20 protein-coding genes are annotated in these 24,626 nt (G+C 63.1%); 13 read left to right on the top strand and 7 right to left on the bottom strand.

Annotation, left to right across the window (positions count from 1 at the left end; translation table 11 throughout):
- Nucleotides 1-17: 17 nt before the first annotated feature.
- Both mfd and J2X35_RS02595 read right to left on the bottom strand, forming a co-directional pair.
- Nucleotides 18-3,506: a transcription-repair coupling factor gene (gene mfd, locus J2X35_RS02600; protein ID WP_310180767.1), complete on the bottom strand. Its 3,489-nt coding sequence runs from the start codon at nt 3,504-3,506 to the stop codon at nt 18-20.
- Nucleotides 3,507-3,515: 9 nt separating this feature from the next.
- Nucleotides 3,516-3,818, bottom strand: coding sequence for a succinate dehydrogenase assembly factor 2 (locus J2X35_RS02595; protein ID WP_310180765.1), 303 nt, complete (start codon nt 3,816-3,818; stop codon nt 3,516-3,518).
- Between the two features lie 246 nt (nt 3,819-4,064).
- On the opposite strand from J2X35_RS02595, the gene recG reads away from it, so the two are divergent.
- Nucleotides 4,065-6,173 (top strand): ATP-dependent DNA helicase RecG, encoded by a 2,109-nt coding sequence (recG, locus tag J2X35_RS02590; RefSeq protein ID WP_310180764.1) that lies wholly within the window; start codon nt 4,065-4,067, stop codon nt 6,171-6,173.
- On the opposite strand, the gene J2X35_RS02585 is transcribed toward recG, so the two are convergent.
- The 4 genes from J2X35_RS02585 to J2X35_RS02570 all read right to left on the bottom strand — a co-directional run bounded on the left by J2X35_RS02585 (nt 6,125) and on the right by J2X35_RS02570 (nt 11,241).
- Nucleotides 6,125-6,901 (bottom strand): DUF502 domain-containing protein, encoded by a 777-nt coding sequence (locus tag J2X35_RS02585; RefSeq protein WP_310180762.1) that lies wholly within the window; start codon nt 6,899-6,901, stop codon nt 6,125-6,127. The two genes, recG and J2X35_RS02585, sit on opposite strands and share 49 nt — an antisense overlap.
- 142 nt (nt 6,902-7,043) lie before the next feature.
- Nucleotides 7,044-8,867: a glutamine--fructose-6-phosphate transaminase (isomerizing) gene (glmS, locus tag J2X35_RS02580; RefSeq protein WP_310180761.1), complete on the bottom strand. Its 1,824-nt coding sequence runs from the start codon at nt 8,865-8,867 to the stop codon at nt 7,044-7,046.
- Between the two features lie 145 nt (nt 8,868-9,012).
- The gene (gene glmU / locus J2X35_RS02575) at nt 9,013-10,362 is read right to left on the bottom strand and encodes a bifunctional UDP-N-acetylglucosamine diphosphorylase/glucosamine-1-phosphate N-acetyltransferase GlmU (RefSeq protein WP_310180759.1); all 1,350 of its coding nucleotides are present in this window, start codon (nt 10,360-10,362) and stop codon (nt 9,013-9,015) included.
- A 132-nt stretch (nt 10,363-10,494) separates the two neighbouring features.
- Entirely contained in the window at nt 10,495-11,241 is a 747-nt protein-coding gene (locus tag J2X35_RS02570) for a cytochrome c biogenesis CcdA family protein (RefSeq protein WP_310180758.1), read from the bottom strand.
- 195 nt (nt 11,242-11,436) lie between these two features.
- On the opposite strand from J2X35_RS02570, the gene J2X35_RS02565 reads away from it, so the two are divergent.
- A complete protein-coding gene (locus J2X35_RS02565) occupies nt 11,437-11,814 on the top strand; it encodes a hypothetical protein (RefSeq protein ID WP_310180757.1) in 378 nt (125 codons plus the stop codon).
- A 67-nt stretch (nt 11,815-11,881) separates the two neighbouring features.
- Here the strand turns inward: J2X35_RS02565 and J2X35_RS02560 are convergent, their stop codons facing one another.
- The gene (locus tag J2X35_RS02560; protein ID WP_056108333.1) at nt 11,882-12,109 is read right to left on the bottom strand and encodes a hypothetical protein; all 228 of its coding nucleotides are present in this window, start codon (nt 12,107-12,109) and stop codon (nt 11,882-11,884) included.
- A 287-nt stretch (nt 12,110-12,396) separates the two neighbouring features.
- On the opposite strand from J2X35_RS02560, the gene topA reads away from it, so the two are divergent.
- The 11 genes from topA to J2X35_RS02505 all read left to right on the top strand — a co-directional run bounded on the left by topA (nt 12,397) and on the right by J2X35_RS02505 (nt 24,503).
- A complete protein-coding gene (gene topA, locus J2X35_RS02555; RefSeq protein ID WP_310180755.1) occupies nt 12,397-15,015 on the top strand; it encodes a type I DNA topoisomerase in 2,619 nt (872 codons plus the stop codon).
- A gap of 4 nt (nt 15,016-15,019) precedes the next feature.
- Entirely contained in the window at nt 15,020-17,311 is a 2,292-nt protein-coding gene (rnr, locus tag J2X35_RS02550) for a ribonuclease R (protein ID WP_310180753.1), read from the top strand.
- A complete protein-coding gene (locus tag J2X35_RS02545; RefSeq protein ID WP_310180752.1) occupies nt 17,311-17,745 on the top strand; it encodes a DUF983 domain-containing protein in 435 nt (144 codons plus the stop codon). The genes rnr and J2X35_RS02545 overlap by 1 nt, the downstream gene beginning before the upstream one ends.
- A gap of 67 nt (nt 17,746-17,812) precedes the next feature.
- Nucleotides 17,813-18,553, top strand: coding sequence for an NUDIX hydrolase (locus J2X35_RS02540; protein ID WP_310180751.1), 741 nt, complete (start codon nt 17,813-17,815; stop codon nt 18,551-18,553).
- Between the two features lie 24 nt (nt 18,554-18,577).
- Nucleotides 18,578-19,762 carry an MFS transporter gene (locus tag J2X35_RS02535; RefSeq protein ID WP_310180750.1) on the top strand — a complete coding sequence of 395 codons (1,185 nt, stop codon included), beginning with the start codon at nt 18,578-18,580 and terminating at the stop codon, nt 19,760-19,762.
- 302 nt (nt 19,763-20,064) lie between these two features.
- Nucleotides 20,065-20,559 (top strand): 30S ribosomal protein S6, encoded by a 495-nt coding sequence (gene rpsF / locus J2X35_RS02530; protein WP_310180749.1) that lies wholly within the window; start codon nt 20,065-20,067, stop codon nt 20,557-20,559.
- Nucleotides 20,559-20,807: a 30S ribosomal protein S18 gene (rpsR, locus tag J2X35_RS02525; protein ID WP_056108312.1), complete on the top strand. Its 249-nt coding sequence runs from the start codon at nt 20,559-20,561 to the stop codon at nt 20,805-20,807. Before rpsF ends, rpsR begins: the two co-directional genes overlap by 1 nt.
- A 198-nt stretch (nt 20,808-21,005) precedes the next feature.
- On the top strand, nt 21,006-21,593 hold the full coding sequence (gene rplI / locus J2X35_RS02520) for a 50S ribosomal protein L9 (protein WP_056108309.1): 588 nt from the start codon (nt 21,006-21,008) through the stop codon (nt 21,591-21,593).
- A 160-nt stretch (nt 21,594-21,753) separates the two neighbouring features.
- Nucleotides 21,754-23,079 (top strand): cyclopropane-fatty-acyl-phospholipid synthase family protein, encoded by a 1,326-nt coding sequence (locus J2X35_RS02515; RefSeq protein ID WP_310180745.1) that lies wholly within the window; start codon nt 21,754-21,756, stop codon nt 23,077-23,079.
- 128 nt (nt 23,080-23,207) lie between these two features.
- Nucleotides 23,208-23,531: a YnfA family protein gene (locus tag J2X35_RS02510; protein ID WP_056115274.1), complete on the top strand. Its 324-nt coding sequence runs from the start codon at nt 23,208-23,210 to the stop codon at nt 23,529-23,531.
- A gap of 3 nt (nt 23,532-23,534) precedes the next feature.
- Nucleotides 23,535-24,503 carry a small ribosomal subunit Rsm22 family protein gene (locus tag J2X35_RS02505; RefSeq protein ID WP_310180742.1) on the top strand — a complete coding sequence of 323 codons (969 nt, stop codon included), beginning with the start codon at nt 23,535-23,537 and terminating at the stop codon, nt 24,501-24,503.
- Nucleotides 24,504-24,626 lie beyond the last annotated feature (123 nt).

Below are 24,626 nucleotides of genomic sequence, written 5' to 3'. Positions count from 1 at the left end.
CTTTGGGACGCTGCGGGCTAACCCGCCAGCTTCGCGAGTTGCGTCATCACAACGGCAGAACCGGTCAACCGCTTTTCCGCGGTCGGCCAGTCGCGGGCGAACACGACGCTCTGGTCCGGCCTGATTTTGGCCAATGATCCCTGCTCGGCAATGAATTTGACCAGCGCCGCCGGATTGGCGAATTCCTTCTTGCGGAACTGGATGACGACGCCCTTCGGCCCGGCGTCCAGTTTCTCGACATTCACCTTGCGGCAAAGAATCTTGATAAAGACGATCTTGAGCAGATGCTTCACCTCGTCCGGCAGCGGGCCGAAGCGGTCGATCATCTCGGCGCCGAAGGCGTCGATCTCCTCCGTCGATTCCAGATCGCCGAGGCGGCGGTACAGCGCCAGCCTCAGTTGCAGGTCGGCTACGTAGCTTTCGGGGATCATGACGGCGGTGCCGATGGCGATCTGCGGCGACCAGCCTGAATCGGCAGACTCGCCGGTATCGCGCACTTCGGCAACCGCCTCTTCCAGCATCTGCTGGTAAAGCTCGAAGCCGACTTCCTTGATGTGGCCCGACTGCTCTTCGCCGAGAAGGTTGCCGGCGCCGCGTATGTCGAGGTCATGGCTGGCAAGCTGGAAACCGGCGCCCAGCGTATCCAGCGACTGCAAGACCTTCAGCCTGCGATCAGCGGTGTCGGTGAGCTTCTTGTTGGCCGGCAGCGTGAACAGGGCGTAGGCGCGCACCTTGGAGCGGCCGACGCGACCGCGGAGCTGATAGAGCTGCGCCAGGCCGAACATGTCGGCGCGATGTACGATAAGCGTATTCGCGGTCGGGATATCGAGCCCGGATTCGACGATGGTCGTCGACAGCAGTACATCGTACTGGCCGTCATAGAAGGCGTTCATGATGTCGTCGAGCTCGCCGGGGGGCATCTGGCCATGCGCCACGGCGACTTTCAGCTCCGGCACGGATTCCTTCAGGAATTCATGGATATCCGCCAGATCGCTGATACGCGGCACGACATAGAACGAGTGGCCGCCGCGATAGCGCTCGCGCAGCAGCGTCTCGCGGATCACCAGCGGATCGAAGGGCGAGATGAAGGTGCGCACCGCCATGCGGTCCACCGGCGGCCTGGCGATCAGCGACAGCTCCCGCACGCCGGTCAGCGCCAGCTGCAGCGTGCGTGGGATTGGCGTGGCTGAAAGGGTCAGCACATGGACGTCGCTCTTGAGTTCCTTCAGCCGCTCCTTGTGCTTGACGCCGAAATGCTGCTCCTCGTCGATGATCAACAGGCCAAGATTCTTGAAAGAGATCGAAGCGCCCAGAAGCGCGTGGGTGCCGACGACGATATCGACCGTGCCGTCGGCGATGCCCTTTTTGGTTTCCGCCAACTCCTTGGCGCCGACCAATCGCGAGGCTTGGCGCACCCGCACCGGCAGGCCGGAAAAGCGCTGCGAGAATGTCTTGAAATGCTGCCGCGACAGCAGAGTGGTCGGCACGACGACGGCGACCTGAAATCCTTCCATGGCAGCAATGAAGGCGGCGCGCAGCGCAACTTCGGTCTTGCCGAATCCGACATCGCCGCAGATCAAACGATCCATCGGGCGGCCTGCCGAAAGATCCTCGGCCACGGCATCGATGGCGCTTTGCTGGTCGTCTGTTTCCTCATAGGGGAACCGCGCGGAAAATTCCCCATACAGGCCGTCCTGCGGCACCAGTGTCGGCGCGGCGCGCATCTGCCGTTCGGCGGCGATGCGGATCAGTTGCCCAGCCATTTCGAGCAAGCGCTTTTTCAGCCGCGCCTTGCGTGACTGCCAGGCGCCGCCGCCCAGCTTGTCGAGCGTGGCCTCGGCCGAATCCGAGCCGTAACGCGACAGAAGCTCGATGTTCTCGACCGGCAGGAAGAGCCGGCCATCGTTGGCGTAGTGAATTTCAAGGCAGTCATGCGGCGCACCCGCCGCCTCGATCGTCTTCAGCCCGATGAAACGGCCGATGCCATGATCGGCATGAACGACGATATCGCCGGCCGACAGCGACGACGCCTCGGCGATGAAATCGGCGGCGCGCTTCTTGCGCTTGGAACGCCGCACCAGGCGGTCGCCCAAAATATCCTGCTCGGCGACGACGACCAATTCGTCGGTCTCGAAGCCGGATTCCAGCGGCAGCACGGCCAGCGCCGCCTGACCGGCATCGAGCTTGCCGGCTTCGGCCAAAGTGCCGATCTGCTTGAAATTGCCGAGATTGTGCTCGGCCAGAATCTGGCTCAGCCGATCCAGCGAGCCCTCGGTCCAGCCGGCGACCATGACGCGCCTGCGGGCCGCGCGCTGATCGACGATATGCTTGACCGCCACGTCGAAGACGTTGGCCTTCGGATCGGCCCGCTCCTCAACGAACGTCCTGCCGGCCCTTGAACCGGCGTGGAGCACCTTGCGGCCGCCGGCATCAGGCGCGGCGAACGGGGTGAACTCGACCGCGAGGCCGTCGGCAGCGGCCGCTTTCACCTCGTCCGGCGAAAGGTAGAGAAGCTGCGGCGGCACCGGCTTGTAGGGCACCGCTTCCTTCAGCGTACCCTCGGTCATCTTCCGGCGCGCATCGTAGTGATCGAGGATCAGCGTGTGGCGCTCGTCGAGCGCTTCGTGCGCGAGATGGTCGAACACCAGAGGCACGCCGGGCAGGTAGTCGAACACGGTTTCGAGCCGCTCGTAAAAGAAGGGCAGCCAGTGCTCCATGCCGGCGAAGCGGCGGCCTTCGCTGACCGCCGCGTACAGACCATCATCGCGCGACGGCGCGCCAAACGCTTCGATATAGGCGCGACGGAAGCGGCTGATCGTCTCCGGCGTCAGCGCAACCTCGCTCATGGCTTGCAAGATCATGGCGTTGCGCTGGCCGGTGGTGCGCTGGCTGGCGACATCGAAGGCGCGGATCGTTTCCAGCGTGTCGCCGAAGAAATCGAGCCGAAGCGCCTCTTCAGCGCCGGGCGCGTAGAGATCGAGGATGCCGCCGCGCACCGCGAATTCGCCGACTCCGCGCACTGTCGGCACCCGCTCGAAGCCGGACATCTCCAGCCTCGCGACCAACTGGTTCATGTCGATCTGGTTGCCTGGTTTGGCGCGAAACGTGTGCGCCTCGATCAGGTCGGCCGGCGGAATACGCTGCAGCAGCGCGTTGACGGTTGTCAGCACCACGGCGCGGTGCGGCTTCTTCGCCAGCGCGATGATGCCTGCCAGCGCATCGAGACGGCGCGACGCCGCGTCCGATCCGGGCGAAACCCGATCGTAAGGCAAGCAATCCCAGGCGGGCAGTTCAAGCACCGGCAGGTCGGGCGCGGCAAACGCGAGAGCCTCGACAATCGCCGGCAGACGCTGGCCATCGCGCGCAATGAAGATCAGCGGTGCGTTCGGCGCCATCTCCGCCGCGGCCCGCGCAAGCGCGAACGCCTCATAGCCGTCGGCCACGCCATCGACGATGAAGGAACCGGTGCCGCCTTTCGGCAGGCCGATGTCTGGAATGAGGCTCATGCGGGCTTTTCAGAACTTCATCGAATGGCGCGAGGCCAGTATCTTTCGCAGGACCGGACAATCCATATCCGCCGGCGCCTGCTTTTCACCGGTGACGATGGGAAGGAACTCGGTGTCGGGAATGTCGAGAAGACTTTCATATTGGTCGATCTCGTCATCGGTCAAGGATGCCATTTCCCGGTCCGCGAACTGGCCGAGAACGAGGTCCATCTCGCGCATGCCGCGATGCCAGGAGCGAAACAGAAGTTTCTTGCGGCGAGCGTCCATCTTTTCGTCAGCCAGGTCCGCATCAGATCGCATCGTCTCGGTCATCGCCGCGTTCCTTTTTTCAAGGTCGCGCATATAGCGTGGATAGAGTGTGGTGTCAGCCTGACAAGGTGAGTCTTAACCCTTAATCTAGAGCGATGCTTATCTGTTCTGTGGCCCCCCTCACCCGGCCTGCGCTTCGCTCGGCCACCCTCTCCCTGTCGGGGAGAGGAAATTCGACGGCGCCGCGCTTCACCCTCACCCTCCCCGACACTATGCAACGACCCTCTCCACAAGAGAGAGGGTGAAGCCATGCGCCCCTCCCTGCTCGATCCGCTGTTCGCGCCGATCACCTCATTGGCCGGGGTCGGCCCCAAGGTCGCGACGCTGATCGAGCGCGTGCTGCCGGCAGACCTCGGCGACCGAGATGCGCGCGCGGGCGACCTGCTTTTCGTGTTGCCCCATTCCGTCATCGACCGCCGCAACCGGCCCGGCATCGCCGGCGCGGCGGAGGGCGCCATCGTCACGCTGGAGGTGCGCATCGACCGGCATCAGCCGCCGCCGCGCGGCAACCGGTCGGTGCCCTACCGGGTCTATGCGCATGATGACACCGGCGAGATCGCGCTGACCTTCTTCCACGCCCATGCCGCCTATCTCGAAAAGGCGATGCCGGAGGGCGAGCACGTCTTGGTTTCCGGCCGCATGGAATGGTTCAACGGCCGGCCAAGCATGGTGCATCCCGACCATATCGTGCTCGCCAGTGAGGCCGACACCCTGCCGCCCGTCGAGCCGGTCTATCCGATGACGGCAGGGCTCTCGGCCAAGGTGCTGCGCCGCGCCATTGGCCAGGCCCTGGAGCGCGTACCGCCCCTGCCCGAATGGCTCGACACCGCTTTTCTGCGCCGCAACACATTCCCCACCTTTGGGGACGCGCTCGGACGCCTGCACAATCCTGAAAATCCAACCGACACGATGCCGGAGAATTCTGCGTGGCGCAGGCTCGCCTATGACGAGTTTCTTGCCAGCCAATTGTCGCTGGCGCTGGTCCGCGCGCGCGTGCGGCGGCTGGCAGGCCGCCCGCTGGTCGGCGACGACCGGATCGTTGCCCGGCTGCGCGCTGCCCTGCCCTATTCGCTGACCGGTTCGCAGGAAACGGCATTGGCCGAAATCCTTGCCGATCTCACGGAACCGGACCGGATGCTCAGGCTGTTGCAGGGCGACGTCGGTTCGGGAAAAACCGTCGTGGCCCTGCTTGCCATGGGCCGAGCGGTCGAAGCGGGCGGACAGGCCGCACTCATGGCGCCGACGGAAATCCTCGCCCGCCAGCACTTCGCGACCATTGCGCCGCTGGCCGAGCATGCCGGGCTGCGCATCGCCATCCTCACCGGCCGCGAAAAGGGACGCGAGCGCAGTGAAACGCTGGCACGCCTCGCTGACGGCACGATCGACATCGTCATCGGCACGCACGCATTGTTCCAGGAGGCCGTGACCTTCAAGCGGCTCGTCTTCGCCGTGGTCGATGAGCAGCATCGCTTCGGCGTGCATCAGCGGCTCGCCATCACCGCCAAGGGCGACGCGCCGGACATGCTGGTGATGACGGCGACGCCGATTCCGCGCACGCTGGTGCTGACGGCTTTCGGCGACATGGACGTTTCCAAGCTGACCGAGAAGCCGGCCGGGCGGCAGCCCATCCGCACCGTCACCCTGCCATTGGAACGGCTGGACGAATTGATCCGGCGGATGAAGGACGCTGTCGCCGACGGGCAGAAGATCTACTGGATCTGTCCGCTGGTCGAGGAATCGGAAGAGGTCAAGCTGATGTCGGCCGAGGACCGCTTCGCTTCGCTGAAGCCGGTGTTCGGGCAGCGGATGGGGCTTGTCCACGGGCGCATGAAGGGCGCCGAGAAGGACGAGGCGATGCGCGCCTTCAAGGACGGCGAAACAAGCGTGCTGATCGCCACGACCGTCATCGAAGTGGGCGTCGACGTGCCTGACGCCACCATTATCGTCATCGAACATGCGGAGCGGTTCGGCCTCGCGCAGCTTCACCAGTTGCGCGGGCGCGTCGGGCGCGGCTCGAAGCCGTCATCCTGCGTGCTGCTCTACAAGGATCCGCTGGGTGAAACCGCCAAGCGCCGGCTGTCCGTGTTGCGCGAGACCGAGGACGGCTTTCTTATCGCCGAGGAGGATCTGAAGCTTCGCGGCGAAGGCGAGTTGCTGGGCACCCGCCAGTCCGGCACACCTGGCTTCCAGGTGGCGCGCATCGAATTCCACGCTGATCTTCTGGAAACCGCGCGCGACGATGCAAGGCTCATCCTGTCGCGCGATCCGGACCTGCAGTCCGAACGCGGACAGGCGCTGCGGCTGCTGCTCTATTTGTTCGGCAAGGACGACGCGGTGCGCCTTTTGCGCGCTGGCTGAGATTTCGGTTTGGCCGCCGATTGGGGCAACGTTCCCATCGGCGGATTGCCGATTTCGACGGCGATACCGCTCGGCACGACGATCTTCTTCTTGATCTCGGGGGCGACCAGACCCGCCGACACGATGAGCCGGGCCGCCTCCTCGATCGACATGTCCAACGCGATGATTTCCGATTTGCGCACATACATCAGGAAGCCGGTCGTCGGATTGGGCGCGCAGGGCATGAACACGGCAATCAGCGGATCGCCTTGCTTGTCGAGCTTCTGGCCGATCTCGGTGTCCTTTTCGCCGGTCACGAAGACCAGCGACCAGACATCCTTGCGCGGATACTCGACCATGCCGACCTGGCGAAACATGTCGCCCTTGTTCGACAGCACGGTCTGAAATATCTGCTTCAGCGAGCCGTATATGCCGCGCACCAGCGGCATGCGGCCCAGAAGCCGCTCACCGAAGGCGACCACGGCGCGGCCGGCGATGTTGGCGGTGAGGAAGCCGATCAGCGTGATCAGCACCAGCGCCACGATCAGGCCGAACCCCGGCAACTGGAACGAAAGGTAGGTTTCAGGGCTGTATCGCGCTGGAATGTATGGCTTCACCCAGGAATCCACCCAGCGGATGAACGACCAGGCGATATAGAGCGTGATGGCCAGCGGCGCGCAGACGATGAAGCCTGTCAGGAAATAGTTCCTGAGCCGGGTCATGCCGGAAATCCTGATCGTGTCTGACATGGCCCGCCGTCATTCATTGCAGCGCAGCATAGGCGAGCGCCTGACGGTTTGGAACCGGGAAGTTGCCACAGGTGACGCAGATGTGAGATGCGCGGCGGTGACGCGCTCCAAAATCCGACCGGTGTGTTCCGATGTGACGGCCCTACTCGACCGTCACCGATTTCGCCAGATTGCGGGGCTGGTCAACGTCCGTGCCCATGAACACGGCGGTGAAGTAGGCCAGCATCTGGATCGGCAGCGCATAGATGATCGGCGCGATGATTTCCGGCACGTCGGGCAGCACGATGGTCTCCATCGTGTCGATGCTGGCGGCGGCCGCGCCCTTGCGGTCGGTGATCAGGATGATCTTGCCCCCGCGCGCCGCCACTTCCTGCATGTTGGAGACGGTCTTTTCGAAAATGCGGTCATGCGGCGCGATGACAATCACCGGCATATTTTCGTCGATAAGGGCGATCGGGCCATGCTTGAGTTCGCCGGCGGCATAGCCTTCGGCGTGGATATAGGAGATTTCCTTAAGCTTCAGCGCACCTTCCATGGCCAGCGGGTAATTGGTGTCGCGGCCAAGATAGAGAACATGCTTGTAGTGTGCGAGCTCGCGCGCGACCTTCTCGATCTGCTGGTCGAGCTTCAGCACCTGGGTGGCAAAGCGCGGCGCTTCGGCAAGCTGGCGGACCAGCAGCTTTTCCTCTTCCGCCGAAATGGTGCCGCGAGCCTCCGCCGCGCGAATGGCGAGCGCCGCCAGCACAGAAAGCTGGCAGGTGAAGGCTTTTGTCGAGGCGACGCCGATCTCGGGACCGGCAAGCGTCGGGAGCGTGACGTCGGATTCCCGCGCGATGGTCGATTCGCGCACGTTGACGATTGCGCCGATCGGCAAGCCTTCCTTGCGGCAGTACCGCAGCGAGGCGAGCGTGTCGGCCGTTTCGCCGGATTGCGAAATGAAGATCGCGGCGCTGTCCTTTGACAGCGGCATTTCGCGGTAGCGGAATTCGGAGGCGATATCGATGTCCACCGGCAGACGGGCGAAGCGCTCGAACCAGTATTTGCCGACAAGGCCGCTCAGATAGGCGGTGCCACAGGCGGAAATCGCCAGGCGGTCGAGCTTGGCGAAGTCGAAAGGCAGGTCGAGCGGCTTGGAACGCCCATTGGCGAAGTCGAGATAATGCGCCAGTGTATGGGAGATCACTTCCGGCTGCTCATGGATTTCCTTTTCCATGAAGTGCCTGTGGTTGCCCTTGTCGACCATGAAGCTGGTGCCGAGCGATTGCTGGCGCTTGCGGTCGACCGTGTTGCCATCCATGTCGAAGATGGAAATCTCGTTGCGGCGGATCACCGCCCAGTCGCCGTCTTCCAGATAGGTGATGGAATTGGTGAACGGCGCCAGCGCTATGGCGTCGGAGCCAAGGAACATTTCGCCTTCTCCATGGCCGACCGCAAGTGGCGGTCCGTTGCGGGCGCCGACAATCAAGTCCTCGTCGCTCTTGAACATGATGGCGAGCGCGAAGGCGCCTTGCAGCCGCTTCAGCGCACTATGCGCCGCCGCCACCGGCTCGGCTCCAGCGGCCAGTTCCCGGGCGATGAGATGGGCGACGACTTCGGTGTCTGTCTGCGAGGAGAAGGTGTAGCCGTCGGCGATCAGTTCCTGGCGCAGTTCAGCGAAGTTCTCGATAATGCCGTTGTGGACAATGGCGACGCCGTTGGAGAAATGCGGATGCGCGTTGGTTTCGTTCGGCACGCCGTGGGTAGCCCAGCGGGTGTGACCGATGCCGATCAGGCCGTCGAGCGGCTCGTCCTTCAACCGGCGCTCGAGATTGACCAGCTTGCCCTCGGCGCGGCGGCGCGCCAGTTCGCCATGTTCGATGGTCGCGACCCCGGCGGAATCGTAGCCGCGGTACTCCAGCCGCTTGAGCGCATCGACGATGAGAGGCGCCACCGGCGTGTGCCCGACAATTCCAACTATGCCGCACATGATCGCTTGTCCGTTTCGTTCCCTGATGCCGGCTATGTAGAAAATAGCCGGCCACCGTAAAAATCACTTTGCGTTTCGCCTCATATCAGCGGGCGTCGGCGTGGCCGCACTATGGCAGGCGGCTCGCGAAGTCCAGCCTGACGCATTATTTCTTCGCCGCAGCGGCGCGGCGCTCGCGCAATTCCCTCGCCTTTCCCGGCAACGTCTTCTGCCGCGCACGGCCGAAGGCCAGCGCATCGTCGGGGACGTTCTCGGTGATGACGCTACCGGAGGCGACATAGCCGCCGTCACCGATAGAAACCGGTGCGACCAGCGAGGAATTGGAGCCGATGAACGCGCCCTTGCCAATGTCGGTGACGAATTTCGAATAGCCGTCATAGTTGCAGGTGATGGTGCCGGCGCCGATGTTGGCCCCCGCGCCGATGCGGGCGTCGCCGATATAGGTGAGATGGTTGACCTTGGCGCCTTCCTCGATTTTCGCGTTCTTGACTTCACAGAAATTCCCGACCTTGGCTTTGGTCGATAAATCGGCGCCCGGGCGCAGCCGGGCGAAAGGTCCGATGTCGCAGCCGCGGGCAACGGTCGCACCCTCCAGATGGCTGAAGGCATGGATTTTTGCTCCTTCCGCTATCGTGACGCCGGGTCCAAACCAGACATTCGGTTCGACCAGCGTATCGGCGCCGATCTGCGTATCGTGCGAGAAATACACGGTCTCCGGCGCGATCAGGGTAACGCCGTCCAGCATCGCCTGGCGGCGCCGGCGCGCCTGCCATATCGCTTCCGCTTCGGCGAGTTCCGCCCGGTTGTTAATACCGAGCGCACTTTCGAAGGAGGTTTCGGTCGCCACGACCGACATGCCCTGCCCGCCGGCGATCTCGACGATATCGGTCAGGTAGTATTCGCCCTTGGCGTTCTTGTTGCCGACAGCATCCAGCAAGGCCAGCGCCTCCCGGCCGGCGACGGCCATCATGCCGCTGTTACAGAAGGTGATCTTCTTCTCCTCGTCGCTGCAATCCTTGTCCTCGCGGATGGCCAGAAGCTTGCCGTCCTTTTCGATGAGGCGGCCATAGCCGGCAGGATTGTCGGTGCGGAAGCCGATGACCACGACTGCGGCGCCTTCGGCGAGCTTTAACCTTGCCACTGTCAACGCGGCGGGATCGATCAGCGGCGTGTCGCCGAAGATAACCAGAACGTCGTCATAGCCTTGGGAAATGGCATCGCGGGCAGCAAGCACGGCGTTGGCGGTGCCGAGGCGCTTTTCCTGCATGAAGATATTCGCGCCGGGCGCGAATTTTTCCGCTGCCTTGCGCATCTCTTCCGCGCCATGGCCGACCACCAGCGCCAGATCGCCGGCGCCCGCGGTTTCGGTGGCCTTCACGACATGACCGACAAGGGGCAACCCTGCCAGTTTGTGAAGCACTTTCGGCAGCGCGCTCTTCATGCGCGTGCCTTCACCGGCGGCGAGGATGATGGAAAGGCAGGTGCGTTGGCTCATGGAAACAGACACCACAACAAATGAGGAATCGCGGACTTCAAGAACGGCCGCGTTCTAGCATTGCTTCGCAACGGCTCCAATGTTTCCATTCCGATGCGCGCAAAGTGTGGCTGACAGTCGCGCCTGGCGGAACTAGCCCAGCCGGCCCAGCACCGGAAAGGTCTCGAGCAGCCAGTAGGAGACGGTCTGCACGCCACCGGTAAGGAAAAAAACGCCGGCGACCACGAGCAGCGCGCCGATCGCCTTTTCGACGCGGCCAAGATGGACGCGGAATTTTCCGAGGAAGCGCATGAACGCTCCGGAGAAGAGAGCGGCGATCAGGAACGGAATGCCAAGGCCAAGTGAGTAGGCGGCCAACAGCAGCGCCCCCTCGCCCACGGTTTCGCGGCCGCCGGCAAGGGTCAGGATCGGCCCCAGCACCGGTCCGATACAGGGTGTCCATCCAAAGGCGAAGGCAAGGCCCATGACATAAGCGGCGACCGTGCTGGCCGGCTTGCCCTCGGCCTGGAACCGCGCCTCCCGCGACAGAAGCGGGATACGCAGGATGCCGAGGAAATTCAGGCCCATGAGGATGATGAGCACGCCGGCGGCCATCGCCAGCGGTTCTTGCCACATGCGCAGCAGACGTCCGATCGTGGAAGCACCGGCGCCCAGCGCCACGAAGACGGTGGAGAAGCCGAGCACGAAAGCGAGCGAAGAATAAAGCAGCGCCCGGCGCGCGCCGGATTTGGCGGCAATCCCGGCGTCGCCGCGGAAGTCATCCACGGAAACGCCAGCCATGTAGCACAGATAGGGCGGGACAAGCGGCAGCACACAGGGCGACAGGAACGAAAGCGCCCCGGCCCCGATGGCGCTGATGTAACCGACGTCCAATGCCATGCCTCAGAATGCCCCCGTCATCATGCGGCGTCGATATAGCCGCGGCATGGGGCGTTCTCCAATCACCATTTCGTGGCGACCTCATACAAGGGCATTGCGAAGAGGCAGTGTCCGGGAAGAAATCCGTTCACCCCGTCGTTAATGCATAGAAGCGGCGCGTTGCCAGCCGCTTTTCATTCGAAAGGGAGAGTTTCCATGAAATCGATCGTTTTCGCCATCGCCGGACTGATGCTCGGCACCACGGCTTCGTTTGCTGCCGACGCCTGGAAAGAAGCCGAGGTGAACGGAGCAAAAATCTATACCGATGCCAGCGGCATGACACTTTATACATTCGACAACGACAAGGATGGCGTGTCGAACTGCTACGACAAATGCGCCACCAACTGGCCACCGCTCAAGGCTGAAGCCGACGCCAAGGCGGAAGGCGGATGGACCGTCGTCGAGCGCAAGGACGGCACCAGGATGTGGGCTTATGACGGCAAGCCGCTCTACACATTCATCAAGGACAAGAAGGCAGGCGACGTGACCGGAGACGGTGTCAACGGCGTCTGGCATATCGCCAAGCCGGAATAATACGGCCAGGCCAAAAATAACAAGCATTGACCCTGTGCCGGCGGCCGGCGACGCATCCAGCCGCCGGTCAACTGTTGCGTCGTACGGCCTTGATCTCGCTCCCCGGCGAAGAATTCTCCCGGATACGGGTCGGTCGTTCGCCACGGATAATGTCGCTGGCTTCGACGTAAGCCATCTCGATCAGGTAGGCGAGCATATCGCAGCGTTCGGCTTCCGCCATGGTGCGAAGCTGGCCAAGCATGGACTGCATATAGTCGAGGGTTTCCGTCCGTTTTTTTGTATAGACCTGCCTCATCTGAACACTTTCCCGCCTTTCCGGAACGCGTCAGCGCTGCCGGACCTTGCCGATATTTCCTCGAATCGACCTGCATTGTTTGGGTAGCTCGATGACAATAGCTACTATATCTTAAATTGCAAGTTTTTTACATATACACCCTATGGTTGCATGGCTGGACGCTGACAGATTTGGGCCTGCCTCTTGACCGGATCGAAAAGCACGGCCATTTGACGGACCACTTGAACGTGATTTCGTTGCGGGCAGCGCAAGTTCTTCTGCGAATCACCAGCCAGATACGAGCAATCATGGAAGTCGTCGTCGTCGAATCGCCGGCAAAAGCGAAGACAATCAACAAATATCTCGGTCGGAACTATAAGGTTCTGGCTTCCTTCGGCCATGTAAGAGATCTGCCGGCCAAGGACGGCTCGGTGCGGCCGGACGACGATTTCTCCATGTCCTGGGCGGTCGACACTGCGTCGAGCAAGCGCCTGGCCGACATCGCCAAAGCGGTGAAGGACGCCGACGGGCTCATTCTCGCCACCGATCCGGACCGCGAGGGTGAAGCCATTTCCTGGCACGTGCTCGAGGTTTTGAAGCAGAAGCGCGTGCTCAAGGACAAACCGGTCAGCCGCGTTGTCTTCAACGCCATCACCAAGCAGTCGGTGCTGGACGCGATGGCCAATCCGCGCGAAATCGACGCGCCGCTGGTCGATGCCTATCTGGCGCGCCGGGCCCTCGACTACCTGGTCGGCTTCACTCTTTCACCGGTGCTTTGGCGCAAGCTGCCGGGTGCCCGGTCCGCCGGGCGCGTTCAATCGGTGGCGCTGCGGCTGGTCTGCGATCGGGAAGCGGAGATCGAACGCTTCATCCGCGAGGAATACTGGAACATCGCCGCCATTCTCGACACGCCGCGCAAGGACAATTTCGAGGCCCGGCTGACTGCCTATGAAGGCAAGAAGCTGCAGAAGCTCGACATCAAGAACAAGGCGCAGGCCGACGACATCAAGGCGATGCTGGAAGGCGCAAGTTTCCGCGCGCTTTCGGTCGAGGCCAAGCCGACCAAACGCAATCCCGGCCCTCCCTTCACCACCTCCACCCTGCAGCAGGCCGCATCCTCGCGAATGGGCTTCTCGGCCAGCCGCACCATGCAGGTGGCGCAGAGACTGTATGAAGGCCTCGATATCGGCGGCGAGACTGCCGGCCTCATCACCTACATGCGTACCGACGGCGTGCAGATGGCGCCCGAGGCCATTTCGGCGGCCCGTGACGCGATCAAGAAGGAATTCGGCCCAAATTATTTGCCGGAAAAGCCCCGCTATTATACCGCCAAGGCCAAGAACGCACAGGAAGCGCACGAGGCGATCCGCCCAACGGACTTCTTCCGCACCCCGGCATCGGTCAGGCAATATCTGGATGCCGACCAGGCGCGGCTCTACGAGCTGGTCTGGAAGCGCGCCATCGCCAGCCAGATGAACGCGGCTGAGATCGAGCGCACCACCGTCGAGATCGAAGCCGTCAATGGCGGGCGTTCGGCCGCGCTGAGGGCGGTTGGCTCCGTGACGCGGTTCGACGGCTTCATCGCCGCCTACACCGACCAGCGCGAGGACGATAGCGAAGACGAGGAGAACCGCCGCCTGCCGGAAATCCGTTCGGGCGAAACGCTGGCGCGCGAAGCGATCAACGCCACGCAGCATACGACCGAGCCGCCGCCGCGCTATTCCGAGGCCTCGCTCATCAAGAAACTGGAAGAGCTCGGCATCGGCCGGCCTTCGACCTATGCGGCGACACTGAAGACGCTGGAAGACCGCGAATATGTCGTGATCGACAAACGCCGGCTGGTGCCCGAGGCCAAGGGCCGGCTTGTGATCGCCTTCCTCGAGAGCTTCTTCGAAAAATATGTCGAGTACGACTTCACCGCCTCGCTGGAAGAAAAGCTGGACGAGATTTCCGACGGCAAGCTCGCCTGGAAGGATGTGCTGCGCGACTTCTGGAAGGATTTTTCGGCTTCGGTCGACGACATCAAGGAACTGCGCGTTACCGATGTGCTCGACGCGCTGAACGAAGAACTGGCGCCACTGGTATTCCCGACACGGGAAGACGGTTCGGACCCGCGCATCTGCCCCAAATGCGGCACCGGCAATTTGTCGCTGAAACTCGGAAAGTATGGCGCGTTCGTCGGCTGCTCGAACTATCCCGAATGCGGCTACACACGCCAGCTCGGCGGCGATGCCAACGGCAATGGTGAAAACGCCGGCGCCGAGGACGGCACGAAGGTTCTGGGCAAGGACCCGTACACGAGCGAGGAGATCACCCTGCGCTCCGGCCGGTTCGGTCCCTACGTCCAGCGTGGCGATGGCAAGGAAGCCAAGAGGTCGAGCCTGCCGAAGGGGTGGACGCCGGCCAGCATAGACCACGAGAAAGCGCTGGCTCTGCTGGCCCTGCCCCGCGATGTCGGCAAACACCCGGAGTCGGCCAAGATGATCTCCGCCGGACTCGGGCGCTATGGGCCGTTCGTGCTGCATGATGGCACCTACGCCAATCTGGAATCCATCGAGGACGTGTTCTCGATCGGCCTCAATCGCGCCGTCTCGGTGATCGCCGAGAAGCAGGCCAAGGGTCGGGGTGGACGCAATGGCGGAACGCCGGCGGCCCTGAAGGATCTCGGCGAGCATCCGGATGGCGGCGGCAAGATTACCGTGCGGGATGGCAAATACGGCCCCTATGTCAACTGGGGCAAGGTCAACGCCACGCTGCCCAAGGGCAAGGAACCACAGTCGGTGTCGCTCGATGAGGCCATAGCCCTCATTGCCGAGCGGGAAGCCAAGGGTGGCGGCAAGAAGCCGGCTCGCAAAGCCTCCGCTGCCAAGAAGCCAGCCGCGAAGAAGCCTGCGGCCAAGAAGGCCGCTGCAAAGAAAAAGGGCTAGGTCCTTGGCGCGCAGGATTTCCGGAAAAAGCAACCGCGATCCGCGCGCCGCCGATACCCGCCGCGGCGCTCAGGACACTTACCGCCCGTCGCGTGACGAAATCCTCCGCTACATTGCCGAGAACCCCGACAGGTCCGGCAAGCGCGACATCGCCAAGGCGTTTTCCCTGCGCGGCGACGACCGCATCTGGCTCAAGGACCTGTTGCGCGACCTTGCTGACGAAGGCCTGCTGGAGAAAAGCCGTAAACGGCATGTCCGCGCCGGCGCCCTGCCCCATGTCACTGTGCTGGACGTTTTCGGCCGCGATCCGGACGGCGGACTGCTGGCACGGCCGGCAGAATACAAGGGCGACAATCCACCGATCGTGGCGATCCGCGTTTCGCGCAGCGGTCCCGCCCCCGGCATCGGCGCCCGCGTGCTGGCGAAGACCTTTCCCACTGATGATCCGGACGGCCCCGCCTATACCGCCCGGATCATGAAAATATTCGAGAAGCGCGACGAGGCGGTTCTCGGTGTTTTCCGCGTGCTTCAGGACGGCAGCTTTCGCATCGAGCCGGTCGAGCGGCGACAGCCCGAACTGATCGTCGACAAGGAATTCCAGAACGGCGCGAAAAACGGCGACCTCGTCGAGGTCGAGCCGGCACGCGCCGGCAAATATGGCCTGCCACGCGCCAGGGTCCTGTCGGTTCTGGGATCGCTGACCAGCGAGAAGGCGGTCTCCATGATCGCCATTCATGCGCACGACATCCCTCACATCTTTCCGCCCGAGGTGCTGGCCGAGTCGGAAGCGCTGAAACCCGTCACACTGGACGGCCGCGAGGACTGGCGCGAGCTGCCGCTCGTCACCATTGATCCCGCCGACGCCAAGGACCATGACGACGCCGTCTTCGCCCTGCCCGACGCGGACGAGAAGAACCGCGGCGGTGTCATTGTCACCGTCGCGATCGCCGATGTTTCCGCCTATGTGCGGCCAAACTCCGCGCTGGACCGCGAAGCGCTCAAGCGCGGCAATTCGGTCTATTTCCCCGATCGCGTCGTGCCGATGCTGCCGGAGCGCATCTCGAACAACCTCTGCTCGCTGCGCGAGGGTGAGGACCGGCCGGCCATGGCCGTGCGCATGACGTTCTCTGCGGAGGGCCGCAAGCTGCGCCACACATTCCACCGGGTGATGATGAAGTCCGCCGCCCGGCTGGCCTATCCGCAGGCGCAGGCGGCGATTGAAGGCGCGCCCGACGACAAGACCGGACCGATCCTCGACACGGTTCTCCGGCCTCTCTGGGATGCGTACGCCATCCTCAAGCGCGGCCGCGATGCGCGCCAGCCGCTGGAGCTCGACCTGCCGGAGCGGAAGATCCTGCTCAAGGAGGATGGCACGGTCGACCGCGTCATCGTGCCGGAACGACTCGACGCGCACAAGCTGATCGAAGAGTTCATGATCCAAGCCAATGTCGCCGCCGCGGAGACACTGGAAAACAAAAAGCAGGCGCTGGTCTACCGCATCCATGATGCGCCTTCGCTGGCCAAGCAGGAATCGCTGCGCGAATTCCTGCAGACGCTGTCCCTGTCGCTGGCGCGCGGGGCGCAGATGCGTCCGTCGCAGTTCAACGGCATACTGGAGCGGGTGCGCGGCGCCGACAATGAGCAGCTGGTCAACGAGGTCGTGCTGCGTTCGCAGAGCCAGGCCGAGTATTCGCCAGCGAATATCGGCCATTTCGGCCTGAACCTTCTCCGCTACGCGCATTTCACCTCGCCGATCCGCCGTTATGCCGACCTGATCGTGCATCGGGCGCTGGTCGCCGCGCTGGGGCTTGGGCCGGGAGGGCTGACGCGCGACGAGGAAGCACGACTGGAAGAAACCGCGGTGCTGATCTCGGCTTCGGAACGAAGGGCCATGGCGGCCGAGCGCGATACCATCGACCGGCTGATCGCAGCCTATTTGGCCGAACGCATCGATGAGCGTTTCGACGCCCGGATTTCCGGGGTCACCAAGGCCGGCCTGTTTGTCAAATTGCCGCAGTACGGCGCCGACGGCTTCATACCGGTGTCAACGCTCGGAGATGACTACTATATCTATGACGAAGCGGCGCGGTCGCTTTTCGGAGAACGCAGCGGCAAGGGTTATCAGCTCGCGGATCATGTCGAGGTTCGCCTGGTCGAAGTGGCGCCAATGGCTGGCGCGATGCGCTTCGAGATGCTGAGCGACCCGAAGCCTCTGCCCGGATCGAAGCGTTCGTTCCACAAGGCGAAGGGCCGGGCCCGCGCCTCGCAGCCGCGCTCACGCGGCAGGAGACGATGATGGAGACACAGGTTTTCGGTGGCGAGCACCATTCCGGCCGTCCGGCACGGGCGCTGTGGACGGCGATGAAGCGCGGATTTCTCGGCCGCTGCCCACATTGCGGCGAAGGCAAGCTGTTTCGCGCCTACGTGAAGACCGTGGAAAAATGCGCAGTCTGCGGCGAGGAAATCCACCATCACCGCGCCGACGACCTGCCCGCCTATCTGGTGGTGGTGATCGTCGGCCACGTCGTGTTGGGCGCCTTCATGGGCGTCGAGGCGACCTCAAACTGGTCGATGTGGCTGCATATGGCTGTGTGGGCGCCGCTCACCATCGTCATGTCGCTGGCGCTGCTGCAACCGGTCAAGGGCGCTGTCATCGGACTGCAATGGACGTACTACATGCATGGCTTCGGCGGCGAAACCGAGCAGGTGGAAAGCCATCCTGAATTGTAAGCTGTTCGAGCCCGGGGGATTTCCATTCTCTCTTTCGCAAGACAGAACTTTCGGCTAGGTCGAACGTATGCATGGGATGACCAAGGCTGAAATCGACAAGGCCGAGAGCAAGGATATCGCGCTGGGAAGCGGCCCGAAGCGGACGCGTGATGCGGCGACCCTAATCCTGCTGGAACGCAAGGGCGACAATCATTTCGTCCTGATGGGCCGCCGGCATTCGAGCCACGCCTTCATGCCGGGCAAATTTGTCTTTCCCGGCGGACGCACCGACCCTGCCGACAGCCGTATCCCGGTCACCACCGGTCTCCATCCGGAAGAAGAACGAAAATTGACAGCAGGGGCCGGACGCACCAGCGCCGCGCGGGCCCGCGCCATCGCGCTTTCGGCGATCCGGGAGACCTATGAGGAAGCAGGTCTGCTGATCGGGCGGAAAGGGCCTTTCGCCACTGGCAAACGCGACTGGCAAGGCTTTGTCCAGTATGGCGTCCAGCCGTCGCTCGACTGCGTGCGCTACATCGCACGCGCCATCACCCCGCCCGGACGGGTGCGCCGCTTCGATACCCGTTTTCTGGCGGCCTGGCGCAGCGACGTGGCCGTGGAATTGCCCGGCGGCGGTCCCACCAACGAGTTGGAAGAACTGGTCTGGCTCCCGCTGACTGATGCCAAGCAGGCGGACGTCCCCGGGATCACGCGCACGATCCTGGAAGAACTTGAAAAGCGTCTCTCCTACGACCCACTGCTCGCTCCCGGCGGCGAAGTCCCCTTCTATCGGCTGCTGCGGAACCAGTTCACCCGTGTTCTTCTGTAGATCCCTCAACCAGCCAGGCATTGCATGACGGTCGAAACCCAGACGCAAGACGAGGAGCGCGTGCACTGGCTGCCGATGATCGCAGCCATCTCCTCGATCAGCGTCGTCGGCATCGCTATCGGGCTCGGCATGCCCTTACTCAGCGTCATCCTGGAATCGCGGGGCCATTCGGCTTCGATGATCGGCCTCAATACCGCCGTGGCGGGTCTCGCTTCCATCGCCGGCGCACCGCTGGCGACACCTCTGGCATCAAGGCTGGGGGTCGCCCATGCGATGCTCTTGATGATCGCGGCCGGTGCGCTGGCCTTCGTCGGCTTTCATTTCGCGCCCGCCTTCTGGATGTGGTTTCCGCTTCGCGTCGTGCTGCATATCGCGCTCACGGTCCTGTTCATCCTGTCGGAATTCTGGATCAGCACCTCGGCGCCACCGCACAGGCGCGGCCTGGTGCTCGGCATCTATGCGACCGTTCTGTCGCTCGGCTTCGCGGCCGGGCCATGGCTGTTCGCGCATCTTGGCAGCACCGGCTTCCTGCCCTTCGGGGTCGCTGTCGGCCTGGTGATGATTGCCGCCATACCAGTCTTTGCCGCGCGCAAGGAAAGCCCGCCCATCCGGCCGGAAGGCGAGGAAACGAGCGGCTTCCTGCGCTATATCTGGCTGGTTCCAACCGCCACGGCGGCCGTCCTGGTGTTCGGCGCGGTGGAAACCGGCGGCTTCGCGCTGTTTCCGGTCTATGGCGGCCGCATCGGCTACTCCGAATCGGATGCCGCGCTGCTCCTGACCATGATCGGCCTCGGCAATGTTCTGCTGCAGATACCCATCGGCATGATCAGCGACCGGGTCAGCGACCGCCGCTACATCCTGCTCGTTTGCGCCACCGTTGGCCTTGTCGGCACGATCGTCATGCCGATGTTCGCGCAGAACTGGCACTTGATGGCGGGGCTGCTGTTCGTGTGGGGCGGCGTGGTCGCGGCGCTTTACACGGTCGGGCTGGCGCATCTCGGCTCGCAGCTTTCCGGCCATGAGCTGGCATCCGCCAACGCCGCCTTCGTTCTCTGCTATGGCGTGGGCATGGTGCTCGGCCCGCAGGCCATCGGCATCGGCATGGATATTTTCGGCCCCTCCGGCTTCGGCTGGTCCCTCGCCCTGTTCTTCGCAGCCTATATGCTGGTGGCCTTCTGGCGTCTGGCGTTCCGAAACAAGGGACTCTAACGCTGCAAAAGACCGCAAACCGCGTCGGGCCGGACTTGCATTCGACGGGCATTGCTGTATACGCACCCGCAATCTGCCGGTCCTAGCTGGGGGCTGTACGGAGGGCCGAAGGTCGTTTTCCCTGAAAACAAAGCTTTCGTTGTGGAGCCATAGGGCTTCCGCCTCCCGTGTCTCCGCTCTCGACCGTCTCGTCAGTGCTCCTTTCTTCTCCGGAGATGGCCTCAGGCCTTCGAAGGATCAGAGAAGTTGCAGAGGCTTTAGCCGCCGGGACCGGGAGAGAAACGAAGAAAGGCAAAAGAACTATGGCTCTTTACGAACATGTGTTCCTTGCCCGGCAGGATCTGTCGCAGCAGCAGGTCGATGAGCTCGTTGAACGTTTCAAGGGTGTCATCTCCGCTGGCGGCGGCTCGGTTGGCCGGGTCGAGAACTGGGGACTGAAGTCCCTCACCTACCGGGTCAAGAAGAACCGGAAGGCCTACTATACGCTTATGGACCTCACCTGCCCGCCGGCCGCCCTCAACGAGATGGAGCGCCAGATGGGTCTGTCGGAAGACGTCCTGCGCTTCCTGACCATCAAGGTCGACAAGCATGAGGAAGGCGTTTCGGCCATGATGCAGAAGCGCGAAGAGCGCTCCGATCGCGGCGGCTTCGGCGACCGTGACCGCGGCCCGCGCTCGTTCGGCGACCGTGATCGCGGCGATCGCGGCGACCGGCCGGCCCGCTCGTTCGGCGACCGCGATGGCGGTGGCGACCGTGGTCCGCGCGCGCCGCGCAGCTTTGAAGGGGGTACAGAATAATGGTCGACATCAATCAGATCCCGACCCGGCGTCCGTTCCATCGCCGCCGCAAGACCTGCCCGTTCTCCGGCGCCAATGCGCCGCGGATCGACTACAAGGATGTGCGTCTTCTGCAGCGCTACATTTCCGAGCGCGGCAAGATCGTGCCCTCGCGCATCACCGCCGTCAGCCAGAAGAAGCAGCGCGAGCTCGCCCAGGCGATCAAGCGCGCCCGTTTCCTCGGCCTGCTGCCCTACGTGGTTCGCTGACAAGATTAGAGCGGGCGGTTTTGCCGCCCGCTTCTTCCCTTCCGCGATCGGCGCGGTCGGGTGACACCCAAAACCGAGTTGGAGCCGGCAATGGCTCCTAACTGCCCATGGCAGGACAGCGACCCCGGCGATACCGCCGCTTTGCTTCCTGTCCTGACAATCTGATTCAACCGCTTGCGGTTCTGAAAGGACGAAACAATGGAAGTCATTCTTCTCGAACGCGTTTCCCGGCTCGGCCAGATGGGCGAGACCGTCAAGGTCAAGGACGGATTCGCCCGCAATTTCCTGCTGCCGCAGGGCAAGGCGCTGCGCGCCAACGAAGCCAACAAGAAGAAGTTCGAAGGCCAGCGCTCGCAGCTCGAAGCCCGCAACCTCGAGCGCAAGTCGGAAGCACAGAGCATCGCCGACAACCTTGATGGCAAGAGCTTCATGGTCGTCCGCTCAGCCGGCGAAACCGGCCAGCTCTACGGTTCGGTTTCCACCCGTGACATCGCCGACATCCTGACCGCGGAAGGCTTCACTGTCGGCCGCAACCAGGTTGAGCTGAACCATCCGATCAAGACCATCGGTCTCACCAATGTGGCGATCGCGCTGCATCCGGAAGTCGAGGTCACGGTGACGCTGAACATCGCGCGTTCCACCGAAGAGGCCGAGCGTCAGGCCCAGGGCGAGACGCTCACCACCGCCGAGGCAATCTACGGCGACGACATCAACGACAACGCCCGCCCCGACAATTTCTTCGATCCGAACGCCGAATTCGAAGGCGGCGAAGAAGAAGGGCAATAACAGCAACCGGCATCAGGCATCTGCCGACTGCCGACTGCCGTCCTTCACTGGACCAAGAACCCGGGCCTCGCGCCCGGGTTTTTTGTGCCACAGGGAACTTTTCAAGCCCCTCTCTTTTTAGCAAGATTAGGCAATATTCTGTGCTTTCGAGGGCATCGCCATGAATTTGTTTCTGCAACGCATTGTCGAGCGGGTCATTCATACAGGCAATTTCGCGATCACCGGTCCGAACGGACGGACAAGCACTTTTGGCGACGGCAGCGGTCCGCGCGTCCACATGGTGATCCACACCCGGCACGCCGAACGGGCAATCACCGTTCATCCGTCGCTCGCCATCCCTGAAATGTTCATGGAACAGGAACTCGACTTCGTCGAAGGCGACGTGCTGGGCTTTCTGGAACTGGTCTACCGCAATATCGGCCTGACCTGGACCGATTCGACATGGGGCAAGCTGGTCAATTCGGTGCGGCTGACCGCCCGGCCGTTCCAGCAGTTCAACAATGCCCGCCGTTCGCGCAAGAACGTCGCGCATCACTACGACCTGTCAGGCGAGCTCTACAAGCTCTTCCTGGACGAGGACATGCAGTATTCCTGCGCCTATTTCGAGCGTCCGGACATGACGCTGGAGGAGGCGCAGCTCGCCAAAAAGCGGCATATCGCGTCCAAGCTCAAGATAAAGCCCGGCCAGACCGTGCTGGACATCGGTTCCGGCTGGGGCGGGCTCGGCCTCTACATCGCCCGAACCTTCGAGGCCGATGTGCTCGGCGTGACGCTTTCGACCGAGCAGCACCAGGTTTCGACCGACCGGGCGCATGCCGAAGGTCTCGACCGCCATGTGCATTTCGAGCTGCAGGATTACCGCAACCTTTCCGAACGCTTCGACCGCATCGTTTCGGTCGGCATGTTCGAGCATGTCGGCGTCAACCACTATCGAACCTTCTTCGATAAATGCGCGACGCTGCTGAAGCCGGACGGCGTGATGGTGCTGCACACGATCGGTCGCGTTACCCCGCCAACGACCACCAACGCTTTCATTCGCAAGCATATTTTCCCGGGCGGCTATATTCCGGCGCTGTCGGAAATCATGCCGCATGTGGAGCGCTCGGGACTGATGATTGCCGATGTCGAGGTATTGCGCTTGCATTATGCCGATACGCTGAAAGCCTGGCGGGAACGGTTCCTCGCCAACCGCGACAAGATCAAGGAAATCTACGACGAGCGTTTCTGCCGCATGTGGGAGTTCTATCTCTCAGGCTCGGAAGCCTCGTTCCGCTGGCAGGACCTTGTCGTCTTCCAGCTCCAGCTGACCCGCCAGAACGATGTGCTGCCGATGACGCGCGATTATATCGGCAAGTGCGAAAAGGCGCTGGAAATGCATGAGATGGGCCACAGCAAGAACGAACCCGTCGCCAAGGCCGTGGAAAAAACGATCGCCAGGCCCGCGGCCAGAACGACCCGGCGCAGGAGAGTTACCGGAAAGGACTAGGTCAGGACCCCAGGCTTTCCTTTCCGGCTGCACACTGTCTGATCTGCCCGTGTCGATCCCAGGTGTTGTCGTCTTGCTATAACCCTCCGGGCGGATCAAAAGAGCCCGATGATCCGGCGGGACGCGTGATGACCTATCTTCTCTATATCGCCGCGGCGATTGCCGAAATCGCCGGCTGCTTCTCCTTCTGGGCTTGGTGGCGGCTGGAGAAATCGCCGCTGTGGCTCGCGCCCGGCATTCTTTCGCTCATTCTGTTCGCGTGGCTGCTGGCGCTGACGCCAGCCGATGCAGCGGGGCGGGCCTACGCTGCTTATGGCGGGATCTACATTGCCGCCTCGCTCGGCTGGCTGTGGCTGGCCGAAGGCATCCGTCCCGACCGCTGGGATTTCGTCGGCGCGCTGGTCTGCGTAGCCGGCGCGTCGATCATCCTGTTTGCTCCGCGCGGCGCCTAGGACATGGAACTGCCCGCCGCCCTGCGCGCCCAGGTCGACGCCCTCCTGGCGGACGTGCCGATTGCCAGCCTGAAGGCCGCGGGAAAGACCCTATCCGACCGCTACCGGGCCGAAGTGCGCGACGGGCGGCTGCATATGGGCGGCGATATCGCCGTGAAGGCCTATCTGGCGACGCGCCTGCCCGCCACCTACGCGGCCGTCCGCACCAGCCTGGAAGAAACGGCGGCTTCCCTCCCCGGTTTCTCGCCTGCCAGTCTTCTCGATATCGGCGCTGGTCCTGGTACAGTCCTTTGGGCCACGAAGGATTGCTGGCCGGCGCTCCGACACGCAACCATGCTGGAGGCGAGTAGTCCGGCGCGCGCAGTCGGTGAGCGGCTGGCCGCCGCAACCGGCGTCGATACCGATTGGCGGGCGGGCGACGCCACGATCGATTTGGGCGACCTGAAACCTGCCGATCTCGTCACCGCTGCCTATGTTCTGGACGAGGTTGCCCCCGCCTCGCTGGCCAGGCTGATCGACAGGCTGTGGCGTCTGACAACTGGCGTGCTGCTGATCGTCGAGCCGGGCACCCCGGCCGGCTGGCGGCGCATTCTCGACGCACGGGCGCAACTGCTCGCCGCCGGCGCACAAGTGGCAGCGCCCTGCCCGCATGAAGCGCCCTGTCCGCTCATCGCGCCGGACTGGTGCCACTTCGCGCGCCGGGTCGCGCGCTCGCGGCTGCACCGGCTGGCCAAGGATGCCGAAGTGCCATGGGAGGATGAGAAATTCATCTACGTGGCATCCTCGTGCTTGCCTTTGACGCAGCGCAGCCCGCGTGTGCTTGCGCCGCCGAGGGCGGGTTCCGGCAAGGTCGCGCTAAAACTGTGCCAGCCGAACGGCAGCGCCGCGGAACGGCTTTTCACCAAGCGCGATGGCGAGATATTCAAGGCGGCGCGGCGGGCGGACTGGGGTGATACCCTGCCTGACAATTGACTTTAAATCCATATTCCTGCTTTGTTCTCTTTTGAGAGATTCGGGATACCGACGGGAGGATGGAGTCAATTGGGATTCTTTCCACGGGAATTTTTGGCCTGTGAACAGCGGTAAAGCCCACCG

The organism is Mesorhizobium sp. BE184 (genome assembly GCF_031457045.1).
Classification (GTDB): domain Bacteria; phylum Pseudomonadota; class Alphaproteobacteria; order Rhizobiales; family Rhizobiaceae; genus Mesorhizobium.
Note: the sequence above shows the minus strand (reverse complement) of the source record. Positions and strands in the feature narration are given on the sequence as shown.

Bases quoted from the DNA above. Each gene is read 5' to 3' on its own strand.
- mfd (WP_310180767.1), bottom strand. From the start codon at position 3,506: ATGAGCCTCATTCCAGACATCGGCCTGCCGAAAGGCGGCACCGGTTCC.
- J2X35_RS02595 (WP_310180765.1), bottom strand. From the start codon at position 3,818: ATGACCGAGACGATGCGATCTGATGCGGACCTGGCTGACGAAAAGATG.
- recG (WP_310180764.1), top strand. From the start codon at position 4,065: ATGCGCCCCTCCCTGCTCGATCCGCTGTTCGCGCCGATCACCTCATTG.
- J2X35_RS02585 (WP_310180762.1), bottom strand. From the start codon at position 6,901: ATGTCAGACACGATCAGGATTTCCGGCATGACCCGGCTCAGGAACTAT.
- glmS (WP_310180761.1), bottom strand. From the start codon at position 8,867: ATGTGCGGCATAGTTGGAATTGTCGGGCACACGCCGGTGGCGCCTCTC.
- glmU (WP_310180759.1), bottom strand. From the start codon at position 10,362: ATGAGCCAACGCACCTGCCTTTCCATCATCCTCGCCGCCGGTGAAGGC.
- J2X35_RS02570 (WP_310180758.1), bottom strand. From the start codon at position 11,241: ATGGCATTGGACGTCGGTTACATCAGCGCCATCGGGGCCGGGGCGCTT.
- J2X35_RS02565 (WP_310180757.1), top strand. From the start codon at position 11,437: ATGAAATCGATCGTTTTCGCCATCGCCGGACTGATGCTCGGCACCACG.
- J2X35_RS02560 (WP_056108333.1), bottom strand. From the start codon at position 12,109: ATGAGGCAGGTCTATACAAAAAAACGGACGGAAACCCTCGACTATATG.
- topA (WP_310180755.1), top strand. From the start codon at position 12,397: ATGGAAGTCGTCGTCGTCGAATCGCCGGCAAAAGCGAAGACAATCAAC.
- J2X35_RS02545 (WP_310180752.1), top strand. From the start codon at position 17,311: ATGGAGACACAGGTTTTCGGTGGCGAGCACCATTCCGGCCGTCCGGCA.
- J2X35_RS02540 (WP_310180751.1), top strand. From the start codon at position 17,813: ATGCATGGGATGACCAAGGCTGAAATCGACAAGGCCGAGAGCAAGGAT.
- J2X35_RS02535 (WP_310180750.1), top strand. From the start codon at position 18,578: ATGACGGTCGAAACCCAGACGCAAGACGAGGAGCGCGTGCACTGGCTG.
- rpsF (WP_310180749.1), top strand. From the start codon at position 20,065: ATGGCTCTTTACGAACATGTGTTCCTTGCCCGGCAGGATCTGTCGCAG.
- rpsR (WP_056108312.1), top strand. From the start codon at position 20,559: ATGGTCGACATCAATCAGATCCCGACCCGGCGTCCGTTCCATCGCCGC.
- rplI (WP_056108309.1), top strand. From the start codon at position 21,006: ATGGAAGTCATTCTTCTCGAACGCGTTTCCCGGCTCGGCCAGATGGGC.
- J2X35_RS02515 (WP_310180745.1), top strand. From the start codon at position 21,754: ATGAATTTGTTTCTGCAACGCATTGTCGAGCGGGTCATTCATACAGGC.
- J2X35_RS02510 (WP_056115274.1), top strand. From the start codon at position 23,208: ATGACCTATCTTCTCTATATCGCCGCGGCGATTGCCGAAATCGCCGGC.
- J2X35_RS02505 (WP_310180742.1), top strand. From the start codon at position 23,535: ATGGAACTGCCCGCCGCCCTGCGCGCCCAGGTCGACGCCCTCCTGGCG.